This window comes from Hyphomonas sp., from assembly GCF_046313975.1.
Taxonomy (GTDB): Bacteria; Pseudomonadota; Alphaproteobacteria; order Caulobacterales; family Hyphomonadaceae; genus Hyphomonas.
Genome location: NZ_JBKBXB010000037.1, coordinates 1 through 16851, shown reverse-complemented (window position 1 = coordinate 16851; position 16851 = coordinate 1). Strand labels below are relative to the sequence as shown.

Sequence of the window (16851 nt, the reverse complement as noted above, 5' to 3'; positions counted from 1 at the left end):
GTCTACCTCACAGCCAGCCAGCGACCTGCAGGACGCGGTCTTTCCAGGCGATCAGCAGCCCTGCAATCGACAGGGTGAGCAGCGCGACCCCTGCCCCGACCATGAAGGGCGCACCGACAAAGGCCACCATCAGGGAGGGCAGCGCCTTGTTTATGAAGCCGAGACAGATGTTGTAGAGCAGGTTGAAGGCGACGAACGGCCAAGCGAGCAGAAGCGCGAAACTCATCGCCGAGAAAAAGCTCTGCGCCAGCATCGGGCCATTGATCATCGAGACAGCGCCAAGGGGAATGTCCGTATAAAGACGGGCCAGTGCAGCGATGGCCTCGACATGGAAGTTTGCCGACAGGAGGATGGCCGCACCGGCCATCGACAGGAGGTTTGCGGTCAGCGTCTGCGCTTCGTGTTCGAGCGCGATACCGAGAAACTGGGCAAGGCCGATAGACTGGGCGATGACCGTGCCGGCAATCGTCAGCATCCAGATCGACAGGCGCAGCATCACGCCTAGCAAGAAGCCGATCAGGATTTCGGATAGCAGCAGCGTGAACAGTGCGCCGATATCGGTGGTCTGCGGGGCGGCGAGGAAGCCGGAGCTTGCCAGCGCCAGCGCAACAGCAACAAGGAGCATGGCGCGCACGCGCACCGGCACGACCTGCTCGCCAATGCCCGGCAGAAAGAAGATGATGAAGGACAACCGCGCCACGACTGTCATGAACAGCGCGATCCAGGGGGTCAGTTCGATCGCGAATGGCTCGAGCCCATCCATCACGCAACGCCGATGATATAGGGCTTACTTCGTGCGCTGATTTCCTCATAAGCGACAACCGCATTGCGGATACCCTTGCTGGCGAGGACGGTCTGGAGGAAACGGCGGCGGCGCGATGTGGTGGCCACGGCTGCGACGATCCCCTTCTGGGCGACTTCATTCAGTTTTCCCTGAATGGAGCTGATCAGCTCACCGAACAGTTCGGGAGGCAGCGCGATGTCGGTGCTGCCGCCTTCATTGTTGACTTCGTATTCCGCGAATTTCTGTTCCCAGTTGGCGCCGAGCTGGACGAGCGGCAGGCGGCCCTGATCGTCCTGCAGGCGATCGACGATCTGGAAGGCGAGACGCTGGCGCACGAGTTCGACGATGCGCTGCAGGCCGGGATTCATCGCCTTCACTTCGGCGACCGTCTCGATGATCAGGAACAGGTTGCGGATGGAGATGCGCTCGGAGAGCAGAAGGCGCAGGACCGAGAGCAGCATTTCCGGCGCGACCTTGCCGGGGATGTATTCATCGAGGAAGCGCTGGTTCGCCGCGGCGCGGTCGGTATCGGTGATACGGGTGAGCGCGTCGAGTGTCTCGAGCATGACCATCCGTGTAAAGATCAGCGAGAAGTTCGACTGGATGACTTCCAGCATGTGCGTTGCCAGCACTTCCATCGGCTCGACCACCGGAATGCCGGAAGCGGCGAGTTCCTGCTTCTTGCTGTTCGGCAGCCATCGGGCGGCGGCCTTGTAGACGGGTTCGCGGACCTTCTCGCCCGTGAGGTGAGGGAGCTGGTTGTCTTCGATCAGAGCGAGGACCGAGCCAGGGCGCAGGAAGCCGGAATCGATGCGCACGCCCTGGATGCGGACGCGGTATTCGTTTTTCTTGAGGGTCGGATTGTCCGTCATCCGGATTGGCGGCAGGACGAAGCCATATTCCTCCGCAATGTAGCGGCGGATCTTGTCGATACGGCTTTCAAATCCATTCTCGCCGACGAGGACCATGTTGACGAGATCGGGGGCGACTTCGAGATGGATTTCATCGGCATAGATGGAATCGCCGATCTTCGCGGGCTTCGGGGCAGCCGCAGCGTCTTCGGCAGGAGCGGCATCCTTTTTCCGTTTTTCTTCCTGGCGGATCAGCCAGGCACCCGTGGCAAAGCCGGCCGCCGCAAGGAAGAACGGGAGGAAAGGCAGGCCCGGCAGCACGGCGAAGACGGCAAGGATGCCGGCGACGATCATCAGCGGGGTGGCATTGCCGGCGAGCTGGTTGCCAAGGGCGCGGTCGATGGCGCCTTCTTCGCGGCCCTTCGACAAGAGGAGCGCGGCGGCGACCGAAACGATGACGGCCGGGATCTGCGAAACGAGGCCGTCACCAACGGTGAGGACAGAGTAGTTGCTGAGCGCTTCGGTAAAGCTCAGCTGGTGGGCCATGACGCCGAAGCCGATACCGACGAGCAGGTTCAGCGCGGTGATCAGCAAGCCGGCAATCGCATCGCCCTTGACGAATTTCGAGGCACCGTCGAGCGAACCAAGGAAGGAGGCTTCTTCCTGTTCGCGCTGGCGGCGCATCTTGGCTTCTTCATGCGTTATCGCACCAACCGCGAGATCGGAGTCGATGGCAAGCTGCTTGCCAGGCATCGCGTCGAGGGCGAAGCGGGCGCCAACTTCGGCCATGCGGCCTGCGCCCTTGGTGATGACCATGAAGTTGACGATCACCAGCACGCCGAACACGACTAGGCCGACGAACAAGTTGTTGCCCATGACGAACATGGCGAAGCCTTCGATCACGCCGCCGGCAGCATCGGTGCCGGTGTGACCCTGGCCGATGATCAGCTTGGTCGAGGACACGTTCAGCGCCAGGCGCAGGATCAGCGAGGCCAGCAGGATCGACGGGAACGAGGAGAAGTCGAGCGGCTTCTGGACGAAGATCACCGTGGTAAAGATCAGGATCGACAGCGCGAAGGACATGGTCAGGCCGATATCGATCACCCAGGCGGGCATCGGCAGGACCATCACGAGGATGATCACCATCAGGCCGATCGCCAGAAGGGATGTCGGATTGGTCAGTCCGAAGGCATTCGATTTCGGCATGGTGTCCCCTATCCCGCAATCAGCGGGATGACCCAGTTGTTGAAGAGATCAAGGGCGATCTTGGTCATGTAACCCAGCGACAGGAAGAAGACGACGACGACCGCCAGGATCTTCGGGATGAAGGTCAGCGTCATTTCCTGAATCGAGGTCAGCGCCTGCAGGAGGCCGATCGCAAAGCCGACGATCAGGGCCGCCGCAAGGATCGGCACGCTCATCATCACGGCGCCCCAGAGATGGGCCCGCAGGACTTCGAAGATTTCACCCTCTGACATACGCCGTTTATCCGCTTCAGACCGGCATCCGCAGCAGTTCCTGATAGGCCTCGACGACCTTGTCGCGGATGGTGACGACGGCATCGAGCATCAGTTCGGCGTTCGACAGGGCCTGTACCATGGCGTGCGGGTCCGCGCCGGTGACGGCGGTGTTGATCGCCGTCTGCTCGGCCTGTTCGAGGGCGGCGCGGAAATCGCCGATACCGTCCGAGATCGCCTGGCCGGCGTCCGGTTTGGCAGCAGTGCCGGCGGCATCTGCGGCCGTTGTGCGGGCCTGCGAGAGGGTGGTGTACGGATTGAATCCCAGGCTGGACATTCAAGGGCTCCTATCGGCGAAGGATGTCCAGCAGCGAGCGGTACATTGACCGGGCCTGCTGGAACGAGTTGAGGTTGGCTTCGTAGGACCGGTTGGCCTCGCGCATGTCGGCGAGCTCGGTGACGAGGGAGACGTTGGACATCGTGACATAGCCATCGGCATTGGCCATCGGGTGGGCAGGATCGAATTCCTGCACGCCTTCCTTCTGGTCGAGCTGTATCCGTGTGGTCATAAAGTCTCCGCCAAGGGCCTGCTGCGGCTCCAGCATGAGGAGCTTGCGCTTATAGCCGGGGGTGTCGACGTTGGAGATGTTCTCGGAGGTGATGCCCATCCGTTTGGACTGGAGCTCCATCCCGAGGACGGCCTGCATCATGGAGGCTTTGAGCGGGTTCATCTGCCTTTATCCCTATTGGCGCTTGCCGAGCGCAGTGCGCAGCAAGTCGAGCGACTTCGAGTAGACGGTGAGAGCGAGGTTGTGCTGGCCGAGCGCTTCGGCGGAGTTGAAGATCTCCTGCTCGAGGCTGACCGTGTTGCCATTCGGCGAGGACGGCGTGTCGGCAAGGCGCGTCCGGAAGGAGGTCTCCATCGGATCCGGGGTGCCGCTCTGCGCGGCGCGGGCGAGGAAGGCCTGGAAACTTTCGATTTCGCTGGCCTTGAAGCCCGGCTCGTTCGCCCGGGCGATATTGCCAGCGCTGACGCTTTGCGCCTCGGCAGCATGCCGGGCCATGGCGCCGTAGATCTGCAGCATATTCAGGTCAGAAATCATGACGGAGTCACCCGTGGTTAACCATTTGAGAAAATGTTCGGATTAATTGAAGAATAGGTTAACAGCAGACGGGGGTTTGTTTACTTGCTCAGCTTTGCCGCCCTTCAGGCCCCAAGCAGGGCCCCGTCTCAGGCTCACCGGCTCTATCGTCTCTGGGGCAGCGTGACCGATGTTTCGCCGGGCATGCTGAAGATTGCCGGGGTCAGCGAGCTGGCTGGGGTGGGGAACGAAATCCTGATCCACAAGCCTGACCAGACGATCCACGGCGAAATCCTGAGCATTGCTGGCGAAACCGTGACGGCGCTGCTCTTCTCGCCCTGCGAATCAATCCGCATCGGCGACCGGGTAGAGATCGAGCCGGAAGCGCGGATCGAGCCCGGCGACCACTGGCTGGGCCGGGTCATCAACTATCGCGGCGAGATCGAAGGCGACGCCTTTCCGCCGCCGCCGCTGAATGCCAGCAGCCGGCGGCTCAGCGCCCCTGCCCTGCCCGCCCATGCGCGCCGCCTTCTGGGACCGCGCCTGTCGACGGGCTGGATGGTGTCGGACACGCTGCTGCCGATCTGCCAGGGCCAGAGGCTCGGCCTTTTTGCGGGCTCGGGGATCGGCAAGTCGACCTTCCTCGGCTCCCTCGCCAACGGCATCGAAGCCGACCGGGTGGTGATCGCGCTGATCGGGGAGCGCGGCCGCGAGGTGAATGACTTCGTGCGCAAGACGCTGACACCGGAGCTGATGAAGAAGGCGGTGGTGGTCGCCGCGACCTCCAGCGAATCGCCGGGCGCAAAGAAGCGCGCCGCCAACTGCGCCATTGCGGCGGCAGAGCATTTCCGAGACCAGGGGCACAATGTGCTGTTCCTGTTCGATTCGATCACGCGCTATGCCGAAGCGCACCGGGAAACCGCGCTGATGACCGGCGAGACACCCGCGCTGAACGCCTTTCCGCCATCTACTGTTCGCGTGATAGCCGAACTGGTCGAGCGTGCTGGTCCGGGTACGGACGGCAAGGGCGACATCACGGCGATCTTCTCCGTGCTGGTTGCAGGCTCAGATCACGAAGAACCGGTGGCCGACATGATCCGCGGCATGCTGGATGGACATATCATCCTGTCGCGCCCGATTGCGGACCGCGGACGCTATCCCGCCATCGACATTCTGCGCAGCGTCTCGCGCGCGCTTCCCCATGCGGCGACGCCGGAGGAAAATGCGCTGCTTCGCGAATACCGGCGGCTGACGGCGCTGTACGAAGATGTCGCGCCGATGCTGCGCGCCAATCTCTATGAGTTCGGGAGGGACATGGACACCGACCGGGCAATACATCTCTTCCCCGCGCTCGACAGTTTCATTGCGACCAGGAATGCGCAGGGCGCGGAAGCCGCCTTTGCGTCCCTGCGCGAGATGCTGGGAACGCCGCCTGTGTCGCCCGCTGCGAACGCCTACGCCGCGGCGCGCTGATCAGCGGCCGGAGAGTAGCAGATTGAGGCTGGACTGAGGGCCGAGGCCCGAGCCTGAGCCGCCGAGCAAGGTCAGCGCATTGGCCGCACCGGACGTGCCGAAATTGGCGCTCTTGACGGATTCGAGCGCGTGGTAGCGCTGGATGGCCTTGTCGATTTTGTCGGGCGCGGCGAGATCGGACACCTTGTTGATGCCGAACGTGCGTTGCAGCGCGGCTTTCAGCATTTCCGCCTGCTTCTCGATGGGCAGCTTGCGCATCGATTCCGGAAGGCCGGTTGCCGTTTCCAGAACCGTCCGTACCGGGACATCCCCGAGGATACGGTAAAGCATCGCGGTTTCATTTGACCCGGTACCGATGAGTTTTGGCAGCTCGGCCTGGAAATTCAGTGCGAGGCGCATGGATTCGTCGATCTCGCCGATCGAGAGTTCAAAGGCTGCGGTGTTATAGGCCTGGGCCAGTTCCTGAACCTTGGCTTCTGAGAGTTTGATCTCGCCAGTTGCGGAGGCGAAGGTCTTGGCGAACTCGGTGTATTTCGAGTTGTTGAGGCGCGCGAGCCAAGTGCTCGCAGGGTCTGCGGCCTCGGTCAGCGCCTTCGAGATAAAGCCGCGCTTCCATTCCTCGCCGCCAAGATCGAACGCTGTCATGGCGATGCGCAGAAGGCGTTTGTCGTTCAGGAAATCTTCGGTCGTAATCGGCTCGGAGAGCTTGCCGATCAGGTAGTTCCGGTCGGCCCGCACCTGCGGGTTCTCGGAATGCGAGGACAGCTGACGGTCATAGGTAGACTGCAGGAAGCGCCAGCCTCCAATTCCGGAAACGGGGATGACCGGCTGGTACATCGCGCCAGCCTCAGGCGACCTTCGTTCCGGGTTCCGACACAGCCGGCCGGCGGGCAAGCAGCTGTTCCTCGATCGCGAGAATCTGGCGAAGGTGGCAGAGTGCGGAATAATGGTTGCCGCGGCTCAGCATGGAGCGCAGCGTCGGGATGAGATCCGCATCGATCGGCCGGAAGATGTCGAGCAGCGTGCAGCATTCGGCATCAATGGCAGGCAGTGCGTCGGCTTCGTTCAGGTCGCCCGTGATCAGAAGCTGGATTGCGTAGTAGATCCGCTTGATCGGCGTATTGACTTCGTCCGGATGCAGAGCATCGCGGCAGCGCAGCACGCGGGCATTCGCGTCCGTGATCCGGATCCGCGCCGGCTTGTCGCCATTTTCGAGCGTGGCGCCATTCACGATGAACCGCTCACCGGGGGCAATCTTGAGAACGAGTCCCGACATCAGCTGGTCTCCCCTGCAACATTGTCAAAGGCCGAGCGGGGAAGTCCCGCCATGACCGTTCTGTTGACTTCAATCAAATCCCTGAGCCCGTCTTCGCCAGCGAGCACATTCAGGCTCGTGCGGCGGACAAATTCGGAAAGATAGAGGAGACTGCGCTTCAATTCGTCAGGCAGCGCATTGCCGGGCGACAGGAGGTCAGCTGCAATGATGGTCCAGAGTTGCTGGTTGCGGTGGACCCCGTCTGCCCAGGCAGCAGGTGCGAATTCGGTCGTTTCCGCGACCGCTTCGAGCGCTTCCGTGATCTGGCGGAACAGCGCGTATTCGATTTCCTTGTCACCAACAGTTCGTTGCTGGACCTCGCCGTATGCTTTGACAGCCAATGCCTGCAACTTAGCCTCCTGGCAAACTTAAGAAAGAAGGCCCGGGGACATCATGCCCCCGGGCTGTATTCTGGTATTAGCGGAACAGCGACAGGAGAGCCTGCGGCTGCTGGTTGGCGATCGACAGAGCCTGGACGCCGAGCTGCTGCTGGACCTGCAGGGCCTGCAGTTTCGCCGAAGAGGCTTCCATGTCAGCGTCCGTGAGGCTGCCGACACCCGAGCGAAGCGCGTCGGTCAGGTTCTTCACGAACTCGCCCTGGCTGTTGATGCTGGCCTGCGACGAGCCGAAGGCAGCGGCGGCATCGATAGCGACCTGCAGCAGGTCTTCGATCGTTCCGAGTGCCGTTGCAGCGGCAGTGCTGTCCGAAACATCAATCGTCGCAAGGGCTGCCAGATCGGTGGTGAGGTCCACACTGGCCACCTCGATGTTGCCGGCCGTGACGGTGCCGTCAGAAGCGCGGTTCAGCGATGCAAGAACGTTGACAGTTGCTGCGCTGTTGCCGTCGATCAGGTTCAGACCGTTGAACTGCGCTGCATTGATGAAGCCCGTAACGAGGTCAGACTTAGCCGTGATGTCAGCAGCGATCTTCGTACGGTCAACGTTCTCGCCCTGCGCCGTAACGATCAGGCTTTTCACTTCCTGCAGGGTCTTTACGATCTGCTCGGAAGCCGCGCGGGCAACGCCGACGGTCGAGGAGCCGAGGCTCAGCGAGTCGGAGATTTGCTTGAAGCTTTCCACGTCGGACGACATCACAGTGGCAACGGCCCAGATACCGGCGTTGTCTTTTGCTGTGGCGACTTTCTTGCCGGTCGAGATTTCGCTCTGAACGGCTTCGAGATTGCGGTTGACGTTGCGCAGGGTCTCGAGAGCGACCATCGCGCTGTTGTTGGTCAGGATACTGGACATAGTGTGTTCCTTGTTAGGTCGTTGCCGCGTTTAGGTAGCGGCTGATTTTTGAAGAGATGTCGTCCTGACAGTGGGGAGATCCCCGGAACCATTCGTGGTTGCTACACATGGGCTTAACGTGGAAGCCTAAATGCACGGTTAATGCCGATTACGCTTTCCTGTTGAAAGCACCGGTTGCGAGCGTAAATGCCATCTGCGACCCGCCCCGGCCATAAGATCCAACGTAGGCGGATGAATTCATGCCTTCGATTCTCGTGATGGCACTCTGCAGGCCGTGGCGGATGGCTTCGAGGAACCGCGCATTCTCCTCGGCAAGGCGTTGGATGTAGCTGATACCATCCCGCAGGCGCGGCGTATTCTGCACCGAAGGTGAGTGTTGCAGGCTTTGCTCAAGAGCTTGCAGGGCAGCAAGTTTGCGGCCCGCGAGCTCTGCGGCTTCTGCAGCCCGCGCTGCGCTCAGGAGGGCCTGCTCTTCCTCGAGAATGGCGACCAGGTCATCAATCAGGGCCTCTTCCAGCGGGCGGCTCATTCAGGCTTTTCCACTTCTATTGCCGCTGGTGTTGTGCCGGGCAGCGCCTTTTCACCAAAGCCGAGAGGGTGCTTTTCGGCGAGATCCTTGGCGATGGCTTCGACGATGAAGCGGGAGAAGGACGCGGCGCCCTCCCCTCCTCCTTGAGTGAACGCTTTCTCGAGACCGGCATGGCTCAACATCTCGGACCAGAGCATCTGCTCGAAGCGCAGGCGAAGCTGCGTCGTTTCTTCTGAATTCGCCGCGACGGGCTCTGCACCTTGCCTCTGCGCACCGGGCGCGAGGGCGGAAATGGTAAGATCCGACATTCTTCCGGACTCCGATCTTCCGTATCCGGCGTAAAAGTTTCCGGAACGGGCATTTGGGTTAACCCATATTTTACGGCGGTTGGTTGTAGTATGGTTAACAGCTGCTGATGGACTTTAAATGGCAATCGCCTTTGACCTTGATTTCCGGAGTCCTGCCGCATCCACCGCGCCCGACACCGGTGCGCGCGCGCCATCCTGCCATGAGCCGCGCGGAGAGGCGGGCGAAGATTTTGCCGCAGTGATGAAGCGGACGCGCGGGAAGGAATCTGCAGACGACCTGACTGCGCCTCAGCCGGATATTGCTGCTGTGCCTGCGCTAGCCCCTGCCCTTCTGGCAGACCCGGAAGGCGAAGCGCCTGCGCCTGACGCCCTTGCGCCGGCCCTGACCGCCGGAACGATCACGCCGGAACTTCCCGGCGAACTGGAACTTGACCGGGACCTCAGCGCCGAACGCGCCGCTGAGCTTCTGCTCGGCCGCCCGGCAGATGCCGCGGCAGCGCCGGCCGCGCGCCTGAGCGCTGCGATTCAGTCTTCGACCGACCCTGCGCCCCTGGAAGCGGCGACACCCGCGTCCGCCCTTCCGGAAGCGACACAGCCGCAAGCCGGCGCGCAGCCGGTTGCAGCTCAAACACAAACGCCAGCCCGGACGGAAACGCCTTCGGCGCCGCAAGTCCAGACTCAGGTCGACGCGACAGTGGAGGCTGTGGCGGTCATGGCGCCAGCTTCATCGGCGCTCGGCAAGACGGAGGCGAAGGACGCTCCGGCGGCAGTTGACGTCCAAACGGACAGTATCGGCAAGCCAGGCGCACAGCCTCAGGCAGCAGCGCCGCACCCCGATGCTCCGCTGCCGGATGAAATCATTCCGGAGCGCAGTTTTTCAACCCTTTCAACGGTGGCTGACAAGTCTGCCGTACCTGATGCAACTGCAACTGTGCAGACCCAGACCTCTCCGCTGACCGTCGCCGTCGCCGCACCGGGCCCTTCCCCCGCCCCGCTGCTGACACCCGCGCCGCTGGCCATGACCCCGGTTCATGCCGTCCTGGTGGCCTCGCCTGCCGAGGTCGTCGATATCGTGACGCGCACGGCCAGCGATGGCCAAACCGACCGCGTGGTGGTGCAACTCGATCCGCCGGAGCTTGGCCGCGTTTCGATCGACTTCAAGTTTGACGCCCAGGGCTTGCAGCATGTGACGATTACCAGCGAAACGCCCGAAGCCATGCGGCAGTTGCGTGCCATGCATTCCGAACTCGTGCAGGCACTCGAGCGCCAGGGCCTTGATGGCCAGAACATGACCTTCCAGCACCAGCAGCAAAGCAGCCAGCAGGCCGCCAATGCCGCGATGCTGAAACATCTACAATCCGGGGCGGTCGCTGCTGCGCTGGCCGGTGAACCCGTTTCTACCTCCATAGCCGCATCCGGCCCCATCCGGGCGGACGGACGGCTTGATATGCGGCTCTAGGAGAGCACCATGAGCACTGTTTCAAATGTTGCCCAGACCCAGACCCAGCAGAACACCGCTCCGCAAACGAGCGATTCCGCGCCGGGTATCGGTAAGGAGTTCGAGAGCTTCATCCGTCTGCTGACGGCCCAGATCCGGAATCAGGATCCCCTCTCTCCGCTTGACTCGACCCAGTTCGTCGAGCAACTCGCAACGTTCTCGACATTGGAACAGCAGGTGCGCTCCAACGTGAACCTCGAGAGCATCGCGACGATGATCTACGACATGGGCTCGCTTATCGCGGGTCAATGGCTCGGCAAGACCGTCACGTTTGAATCCTCCTGGATTCCCTACACGGGATCAGACATCAAGTTCACGGCAGAAGTTCCCGCCGGAACCGATCACAGCGCGCTGACGGTGCGGGATGCGAATGGCAACATAATCTGGACGGAAAAGCTGACCCCTGGGGCCAGTTCCTACTCCTGGGATGGCCGTACCACAAACGGCACGCCTGTTCCTGTCGACAGCGTGCTGCAGTTCCGCATCGACACCTACAAGGATGGCCAGCAGACCGGCTCGGTCGCCCCGCGGGTGATCACCACGGTGACCTCTGTCGGCAGCGAGGACGGAACTATCCGGGTTGGCACAGCGTCCATGCTGTCCACTGAACTTGGAAACGTCCAGCTTTACGACAATCCGTAACGCTCAAACGTCCTGACGGGCCATGTCCATGATCAGGACGTTGCTGATGCCGCTCGGCACAACCGTTTTCAGATTCATCAGGATCAGGGACCGCATCGACTCGTAGCTCTCGACATCTGTGAGATTTTCGAAGGTGCGGCCATCATTGCTGATGGTGATCAATGTGGTCATGATATTGTCCCGCAGCTTCGGCTCCATCTCGAACAGCTTTTGGGAGATGGACGAATCCGCCTCGATACTGAGATGGAGGATCACGAGACTGTTGACATGATTGTTGCGGATGACCGGCACCACGAATTCGCGGCTGAACTTGTAATAGATCGTCTGCGAGGCGCCAGCGCCTTCCTTACCGTGATCGCCGCCCTTAGCTTTCGCGTCCTTGCCATGCGCATCAGCTTTTTCGGACTTGCCGTGAGAATCAGACTTTTCCTTGCCATGATCCTTGCCGGCGTTTTCGTCGCCATGGGCTTCCCCCGCCGGTTTTGCGGAACCGGAGCGCAGGAAATGGCCCCCTACCCCGCCCGCAACGATGCAGGCGATAGCGATCAGCGCAGTGATGATATGCTTCATCGGAGGATATCCTAGAACGGGTTGAACCGGTCGAGCAGTTTCGGGACGGCTTTCATTTCAGGCGTAGATGTCGCATCGCCGCTGCTGACATAGGCGATCTGGGCATCAGCGATCTTCTCATACGAGACCGTATTCGTGCGCGTGATATCCTGCGCGCGGATGACGCCTGAGACCGTCAGATAGCGGACTTCATTGCTCACCTGCGTCTGCTGGTAACCCTGGATGACGAGATTGCCGTTCGGCTCAACGGCGACGACACGGGCGGCAAGCGTGAAGGTCACCTTCTCTGCCCGGTTCACGGCGCCGCTGCCATTCAGGCTGGAATTGCGCTCATAGTCATATGCAGGTGACAGCGAGGCACCGTTCGGCAGCAGCGCGCCGGCCAGATCCGGAAGACCGAGGAAGGCGTCCACGTTCATGTTCTCACTGGAATCGCGGCTGCGCGTCAGCGAGTTGCGAAGGCTTGCCTGATCGTTCATCTCGACAACGACGGTCAGCAGATCACCAACCTCCTTTGCGCGGCGCATGCTGAGCAGCGCATCCGGAGAAGTTGCCCAGAGCGATGCATTCTGCGGCTTCGGCTCATTGACCGCGTCATGCGCCCAGGGGCCGGTATACGGCTCGAACCGCGGCGGCACGACTTCCGCACCCTGGTGCGGAGAGCTCGCACAGGCAGCGGCAGCGGCGAGAAGCGAGAGCGAAAAAAGGTGTTTCATCTGGCAAGGACCCATCCGTCAGCCTGCACGATGCCCTGAACCAACTGACGGGACTGGAGGTTCAGAACCGTCACCGGTTCATTCAGTGCGGCCTCGCCCATGGCGCGGCCTGTAGTGGAAATCTCGAGGGCGCCCTGCACATACTTGATCGTGACGATCTGGTTGCGCGTGACGAGACGTTTCGGTTTTGTATTGTCGAGCGTGATTGCCTGCCCGGGATAGACCGTGCGCTTCACTTCGCGGCCCATGAAAAGATCATAGGCGTCGGGGCCATCGCCATCCTGCAAGCCGGCATTGGCAACGGTGACCGGATCGCCGGCCTTGATGACTTCGGAAGCAACGAGCGCATTCGCGCCTGACAGCGCGAGGAGTGTTCCCATACTCACGGCAGCAAGAAAGCTCATGGCATTACCTCAGGCGGGTTGTGGCAGCCATCATCTCGTCGGAAGCCGAAATGACTTTCGAGTTGAGTTCATAACCGCGTTGTGCTTCGATCAGTTCGGAAATCTCCTTCACCACATCGACGCCGGAATCTTCCAAAAATCCCTGACGAATAAAGCCGAGACCTTCCGTACCCGGCACAAGCCGGTTCGGCGCGCCGGATGCCTCGGTTTCGCGGAACATGTTGTCTCCCATCGCCTCAAGGCCGCGCTCATTGATGAAGCGGACAAGGGAGATCGTGCCGATTGACTGGCCCGTTGTCTGCTCGCCGAAATAGGCGACGACTTCCCCGTCGCGGCTGATCGTGATCCGGCGCGCATCCTCCGGCAGGACGATGCCATCGGCCAGCGGGAAGCCGTCCATCGTGACGATCTCCCCTGTCGGGCTGCGGTTCAGCTTGCCGTCGCGGGTATAGGCGGATTCGCCAGAAGGCAGGGTCACTTCCAGAAAGCCCGCGCCATCAATCGCCAGATCCAGCTCTCCATTCGTCTGGCGAAGCGCGCCCTGCGTGATCTCCATCGAGACTGTGGACGGGCGCACTCCCGTGCCGATCTGGATACCTGCCGGAACAACGGTGCCGGTCTGCGAGGTGATTGTGCCCGGCGTCAGGTATTGCTGATACATGAGGTCCGAAAACTCCGCCGTACGCGGACGGTAGGCGGCGGTGCTCATGTTGGCGATGTTGTTCGAGATTACCTCGACTCGCGTCTGCTGCGCGGCCATCCCGGATGCGGCAATCTGCAAGGATTTCATCGGCTTCTCCTCAGGTCTCTTTCAGCGCTCAGCGTTCGCGAACGGCGTTGATCAGTTGGGTGATACGCTGGTCTTCCCGCTCCAGCAGGGACTGGCCGGCCTCATAGGCGCGCTGCACTTCAATCATGCGCGCCACCTCAAGCACCGGCGAAACGTTCGAGGATTCAAGGGCGCCCTGCACGATACCGGCGGTATCTACCGCCGCATATCCTTCGGGCGCGGAGAACAGCGTGTTGGAATCGCGGAGCATCTCGCCCTGCGGCAGGAAGACACCGATCCGGTCGACAAGTTGGCCGTTATAGGAGACCGATCCATCGCTGCCTACAGAGACCTGCGTCGCTTCCGGCGGAATGGTGATGGGATTGCCGCCCGAACCGAGAACATTGTTGCCTTGCGCGTCGATCAGGTTTCCCGCCGCCGAGAGCTGGAAATGACCGGCGCGCGTCAGGCGTGGGCCTTGCGGCGTGTTGATGGCGAAGAAGCCATCACCCTGAATGGCGAAATCGAACTGGCCGCCGGTCGTGCGCAGCGCGCCCTGTTCGAATTTGAAGCTGTGCCCGGCGAGACCGCCCATCGACAGGGAGTCGCTCTGCGGACCCGTGGAGACGAGGTACTCGGCAAAGATCGCGCGGTCGGTCTTGTAGCCTGTGGTGGAGGCGTTCGCGAGATTGTTCGCAACCACCTGCATCTCCTGCATCAGTCCCGCCTGGCGTGCGATGGAGGCGTAAATCGAGTTCGACATCAGGGAGCGGCCTCCGCCTTCATCTGCTCAAGCGCCTGGCGCGACTGGTTCAGCTTGCCGGGAATGCTGGCGACCGGAAGGCGCGCCGCCTCCTCATGTTCCGGATATTCCGGCCAGATGGACGGCTTCAGGCGCATCACGCGCGCGATACGCACGCGCTGCGCCTCGTCGGTGAGCGCTCCGGCTGCGCGGTAGACACTTTCAGAAAGTATCCAGCGCGCCGTTGCGGCGTCATGCTCGACCAGCGTGAGCACAGTATCGGGATCGAGCTTGAGGCGCTTTTCGTAAGTGGCGAGGCGCGCGCGTTCGCCGCGATCTATCGCCGCCTTGGCAGCAATCCGCTGCACGCCCTGATCCTGCGGATGGCGCTCTGCCAGCTGGAACACGGTATCATATTCCTTCTGGCGATAAGCCAGGAGGGTGCGCTGGTCCGCAAGACCGGCTGCGCCTTCCGCTTTCGCTGCGAGCGCTTCACCGAGCGTACCGAAGCCGAGGCGGATGGCTGCATTTGTTGCCGTCTCAAACAGCGCGCTGCGCTGCGGAGCTTTATCCAGAAGGCCCGGCTCGTTGAGCAAGGCTTCTATGGCGGCGAGATTGCGAAGGCGGTCATCTGACGCGAGGTCGCGCGCCAGCGTGGCGGCGAGCGCCTGAACAAGCTCTTCATGTGCGGTCTCGGTCTGCATGCTCGGCAGGTCGGAGAGCCGCATCATTGGCCCGTACATCGAATCCCGGCTCAGCTCATCGAGAACGAAGCGAAGATCTCCGCGCACATCCGCATCCTTCTGCGCAAACTCGATCTGCGTCACCATCTCCTCCAGAAGGATGGCGCGTACGATCTGGCGCACCGGGCGCTTGTGACGGACGAGCGCGGCAAGCGCAGGTTCCTCAAAGCGCGACTGAAGCAGGAAATCTTCGATCACTTTTTCGGATGCCTTGTCCCCTGCCCCGAGGCCGAGGATGGCAAAGGCGAATGTCAGCTGGGCAGAGTTGGCAACCTGGGCTTCGTTGAAGGTGGTCAGCATTTTCTGCGCAAGCGTGCGGTCACCGATGGCGTCCAGCGCCGGAACCGCCATGAAAGCGACCCTATCGCGAAGCTGCAGGGGCAGGTTCCGGAATACAAACAAGTGATCGTTGACCAGCCGCGCGCCGTCGGCATCTCCTTCTGACAACAGGGCAAGCCCTTGCCAGAATCCGGCATCCGAATGACATCTGGCAAGCTCAGCGAAATATGCCGTTGCCGGAGCGCCGCGTTGCTCGATCAGCCGTGCAAGGTGGCGCAGGGCAACGCCGTCCGCTTCCGATGACCGGCCGGCCGAACTTGCCGCTTCCGGCGCGAGGTCCAGCGCAATCAGCGCGCGCGTCAGTTCCGGGCTGAACTTGTCCCGCGCGCCATCCGGGATGGCATTGGCAATTTCGTAAAGGTCCGAGTACCGCTCCAGCGGCATATAGTTCGAAAAATCCAGCGGATAGGGCGTGCTGCAATCGACCACGTCTGCTGTGTACGGAGCGTCCTCAGTCACCGCTGGCGCGGGACGAATGTCGGCGGGACCGGCATTTGGAGCGGGCGCAGCGGGTCTGGCATCACGGGGCGTAACAGGCGAAAGCAGACCCTCCTTGAGGGCCTGCTGCACAAAGGCATCAAATTCGCTGGAAAGGTCCTGCGAGCGGCTGTCCACCGCCTTTTCAGGCGGCGGGTCCTTCAACGCCAGCCCCGGCGGGGCCAGGGCGAGCGCGCCTGCAAGTATCCAGACAAACCGCCTCATGCCGCCTTCTTGAGCTCCTTGATCGCCTGCTCGATCTCGTCAAAGGACGGGCGCACGCGGCCCGGTGCATGGCGCCGTGCCACTTCCACTGCGATGTTGATCGGGTTCTTGTGCAGGTTCGAAACCAGTACTTCGCCGATCATCGCATAGAAGAAATGCTCTTCGGCGCGGATCTGCTGAACGCGGGTCGCAAACGGGCCGACGATACCATAGGCGAGGAACACGCCGAGGAACGTGCCGACGAGCGCGCCGCCAATCATGCCGCCGAGAACTTCCGGCGGCTTGTCGATCGAGGCCATCGTCTTGATCACACCGAGAACGGCCGCGACGATGCCGAGCGCCGGCAGGGCGTCCGCCATGCGCTGCAGGGCATGCGCGCCGTGCTGCGCTTCTTCCGCCAGTGCCTCGAGATTCTTCTGCAGGAGCTCTTCGACCTGATGCACATTGTCGAAGTTCATCAGCATCGAGCGCAGGGTGTCGCAGATCATGTCGATCGCTTCGTGATCCTTCAGGATCTTCGGATACTTGGTGAAGATCGCCGAATCCTTGGGCGCCTCGATATGGGTTTCGATGTCGACCGGGTTCTGCTTCAGGACCGTGAGCAGCTCATGCATCAGGCAGAGCAGGTCCTGATAGTCCTTCTTCTTCCACTTGGCGCCCTTGAATGCAGCGACGACGT

Annotated in this window: 22 protein-coding genes; 3 read left to right on the top strand and 19 right to left on the bottom strand. The window is 61.7% G+C overall.

Going from position 1 to position 16851, the window contains the following annotated elements; genetic code table 11:
• Nucleotides 1-7: 7 nt before the first annotated feature.
• Genes ACK4TE_RS12465 through ACK4TE_RS12440 form a run of 6 tightly spaced genes read right to left on the bottom strand, consistent with a single transcriptional unit; the run spans nt 8 to nt 4195 of the window.
• A complete protein-coding gene (locus ACK4TE_RS12465; protein WP_409911850.1) occupies nt 8-763 on the bottom strand; it encodes a flagellar biosynthetic protein FliR in 756 nt (251 codons plus the stop codon).
• Nucleotides 763-2841 (bottom strand): flagellar biosynthesis protein FlhA, encoded by a 2079-nt coding sequence (locus ACK4TE_RS12460; RefSeq protein ID WP_409911849.1) that lies wholly within the window; start codon nt 2839-2841, stop codon nt 763-765. The genes ACK4TE_RS12465 and ACK4TE_RS12460 overlap by 1 nt, the downstream gene beginning before the upstream one ends.
• Nucleotides 2842-2849: 8 nt before the next feature.
• Nucleotides 2850-3113 carry a flagellar biosynthetic protein FliQ gene (locus ACK4TE_RS12455; protein ID WP_409911848.1) on the bottom strand — a complete coding sequence of 88 codons (264 nt, stop codon included), beginning with the start codon at nt 3111-3113 and terminating at the stop codon, nt 2850-2852.
• A 16-nt stretch (nt 3114-3129) separates the two neighbouring features.
• Nucleotides 3130-3429 carry a flagellar hook-basal body complex protein FliE gene (locus ACK4TE_RS12450; RefSeq protein ID WP_409911847.1) on the bottom strand — a complete coding sequence of 100 codons (300 nt, stop codon included), beginning with the start codon at nt 3427-3429 and terminating at the stop codon, nt 3130-3132.
• A 10-nt stretch (nt 3430-3439) separates the two neighbouring features.
• Entirely contained in the window at nt 3440-3823 is a 384-nt protein-coding gene (locus ACK4TE_RS12445; RefSeq protein ID WP_409911846.1) for a flagellar basal body rod C-terminal domain-containing protein, read from the bottom strand.
• Nucleotides 3824-3835: 12 nt separating this feature from the next.
• Complete coding sequence (locus ACK4TE_RS12440; RefSeq protein WP_409911845.1) at nt 3836-4195, bottom strand: flagellar biosynthesis protein FlgB; 360 nt, start codon at nt 4193-4195, stop codon at nt 3836-3838.
• Between the two features lie 162 nt (nt 4196-4357).
• Between ACK4TE_RS12440 and fliI the strand changes: the two genes are divergently transcribed.
• Nucleotides 4358-5647, top strand: a complete 1290-nt coding sequence (fliI, locus tag ACK4TE_RS12435) for a flagellum-specific ATP synthase FliI (protein ID WP_409911844.1) — start codon at nt 4358-4360, stop codon at nt 5645-5647.
• Here fliI and ACK4TE_RS12430 read toward each other — a convergent pair whose 3' ends face one another.
• From ACK4TE_RS12430 to ACK4TE_RS12405, 6 genes are all read right to left on the bottom strand, one after another.
• Entirely contained in the window at nt 5648-6484 is an 837-nt protein-coding gene (locus ACK4TE_RS12430) for a DUF1217 domain-containing protein (protein ID WP_409911843.1), read from the bottom strand. It abuts the gene before it with no gap.
• 10 nt (nt 6485-6494) lie between these two features.
• Complete coding sequence (locus ACK4TE_RS12425) at nt 6495-6923, bottom strand: flagellar biosynthesis repressor FlbT (protein ID WP_409911842.1); 429 nt, start codon at nt 6921-6923, stop codon at nt 6495-6497.
• Nucleotides 6923-7312, bottom strand: a complete 390-nt coding sequence (gene flaF, locus ACK4TE_RS12420) for a flagellar biosynthesis regulator FlaF (protein ID WP_409911841.1) — start codon at nt 7310-7312, stop codon at nt 6923-6925. Before flaF ends, ACK4TE_RS12425 begins: the two co-directional genes overlap by 1 nt.
• A 67-nt stretch (nt 7313-7379) precedes the next feature.
• Nucleotides 7380-8210, bottom strand: coding sequence for a flagellin (locus tag ACK4TE_RS12415; protein ID WP_409911840.1), 831 nt, complete (start codon nt 8208-8210; stop codon nt 7380-7382).
• A gap of 148 nt (nt 8211-8358) precedes the next feature.
• Entirely contained in the window at nt 8359-8739 is a 381-nt protein-coding gene (locus ACK4TE_RS12410) for a hypothetical protein (protein ID WP_409911839.1), read from the bottom strand.
• Nucleotides 8736-9047 carry a hypothetical protein gene (locus ACK4TE_RS12405; RefSeq protein WP_409911838.1) on the bottom strand — a complete coding sequence of 104 codons (312 nt, stop codon included), beginning with the start codon at nt 9045-9047 and terminating at the stop codon, nt 8736-8738. The genes ACK4TE_RS12410 and ACK4TE_RS12405 overlap by 4 nt, the downstream gene beginning before the upstream one ends.
• Nucleotides 9048-9165: 118 nt before the next feature.
• Between ACK4TE_RS12405 and ACK4TE_RS12400 the strand changes: the two genes are divergently transcribed.
• Both ACK4TE_RS12400 and ACK4TE_RS12395 read left to right on the top strand, forming a co-directional pair.
• Nucleotides 9166-10506, top strand: coding sequence for a flagellar hook-length control protein FliK (locus tag ACK4TE_RS12400; RefSeq protein WP_409911837.1), 1341 nt, complete (start codon nt 9166-9168; stop codon nt 10504-10506).
• 9 nt (nt 10507-10515) lie between these two features.
• The gene (locus tag ACK4TE_RS12395) at nt 10516-11187 is read left to right on the top strand and encodes a flagellar hook assembly protein FlgD (RefSeq protein WP_409911836.1); all 672 of its coding nucleotides are present in this window, start codon (nt 10516-10518) and stop codon (nt 11185-11187) included.
• A 3-nt stretch (nt 11188-11190) separates the two neighbouring features.
• Here the strand turns inward: ACK4TE_RS12395 and ACK4TE_RS12390 are convergent, their stop codons facing one another.
• The 7 genes from ACK4TE_RS12390 to motA form a co-directional block, all read right to left on the bottom strand.
• Complete coding sequence (locus tag ACK4TE_RS12390) at nt 11191-11757, bottom strand: flagellar basal body-associated FliL family protein (protein ID WP_409911835.1); 567 nt, start codon at nt 11755-11757, stop codon at nt 11191-11193.
• A gap of 11 nt (nt 11758-11768) precedes the next feature.
• Nucleotides 11769-12473 (bottom strand): flagellar basal body L-ring protein FlgH, encoded by a 705-nt coding sequence (locus ACK4TE_RS12385; RefSeq protein ID WP_409911834.1) that lies wholly within the window; start codon nt 12471-12473, stop codon nt 11769-11771.
• The gene (gene flgA, locus ACK4TE_RS12380) at nt 12470-12877 is read right to left on the bottom strand and encodes a flagellar basal body P-ring formation chaperone FlgA (RefSeq protein WP_409911833.1); all 408 of its coding nucleotides are present in this window, start codon (nt 12875-12877) and stop codon (nt 12470-12472) included. The genes ACK4TE_RS12385 and flgA overlap by 4 nt, the downstream gene beginning before the upstream one ends.
• Nucleotides 12878-12881: 4 nt before the next feature.
• Entirely contained in the window at nt 12882-13667 is a 786-nt protein-coding gene (gene flgG / locus ACK4TE_RS12375) for a flagellar basal-body rod protein FlgG (RefSeq protein WP_409911832.1), read from the bottom strand.
• Nucleotides 13668-13695: 28 nt separating this feature from the next.
• Entirely contained in the window at nt 13696-14409 is a 714-nt protein-coding gene (locus tag ACK4TE_RS12370; protein WP_409911831.1) for a flagellar hook-basal body complex protein, read from the bottom strand.
• Nucleotides 14409-16172, bottom strand: a complete 1764-nt coding sequence (locus ACK4TE_RS12365; protein WP_409911830.1) for a hypothetical protein — start codon at nt 16170-16172, stop codon at nt 14409-14411. Before ACK4TE_RS12365 ends, ACK4TE_RS12370 begins: the two co-directional genes overlap by 1 nt.
• A partial coding sequence (motA, locus tag ACK4TE_RS12360; protein WP_409911829.1) for a flagellar motor stator protein MotA occupies nt 16169-16851 on the bottom strand: 683 nt, incomplete at its 5' end. The genes ACK4TE_RS12365 and motA, both read right to left, overlap by 4 nt.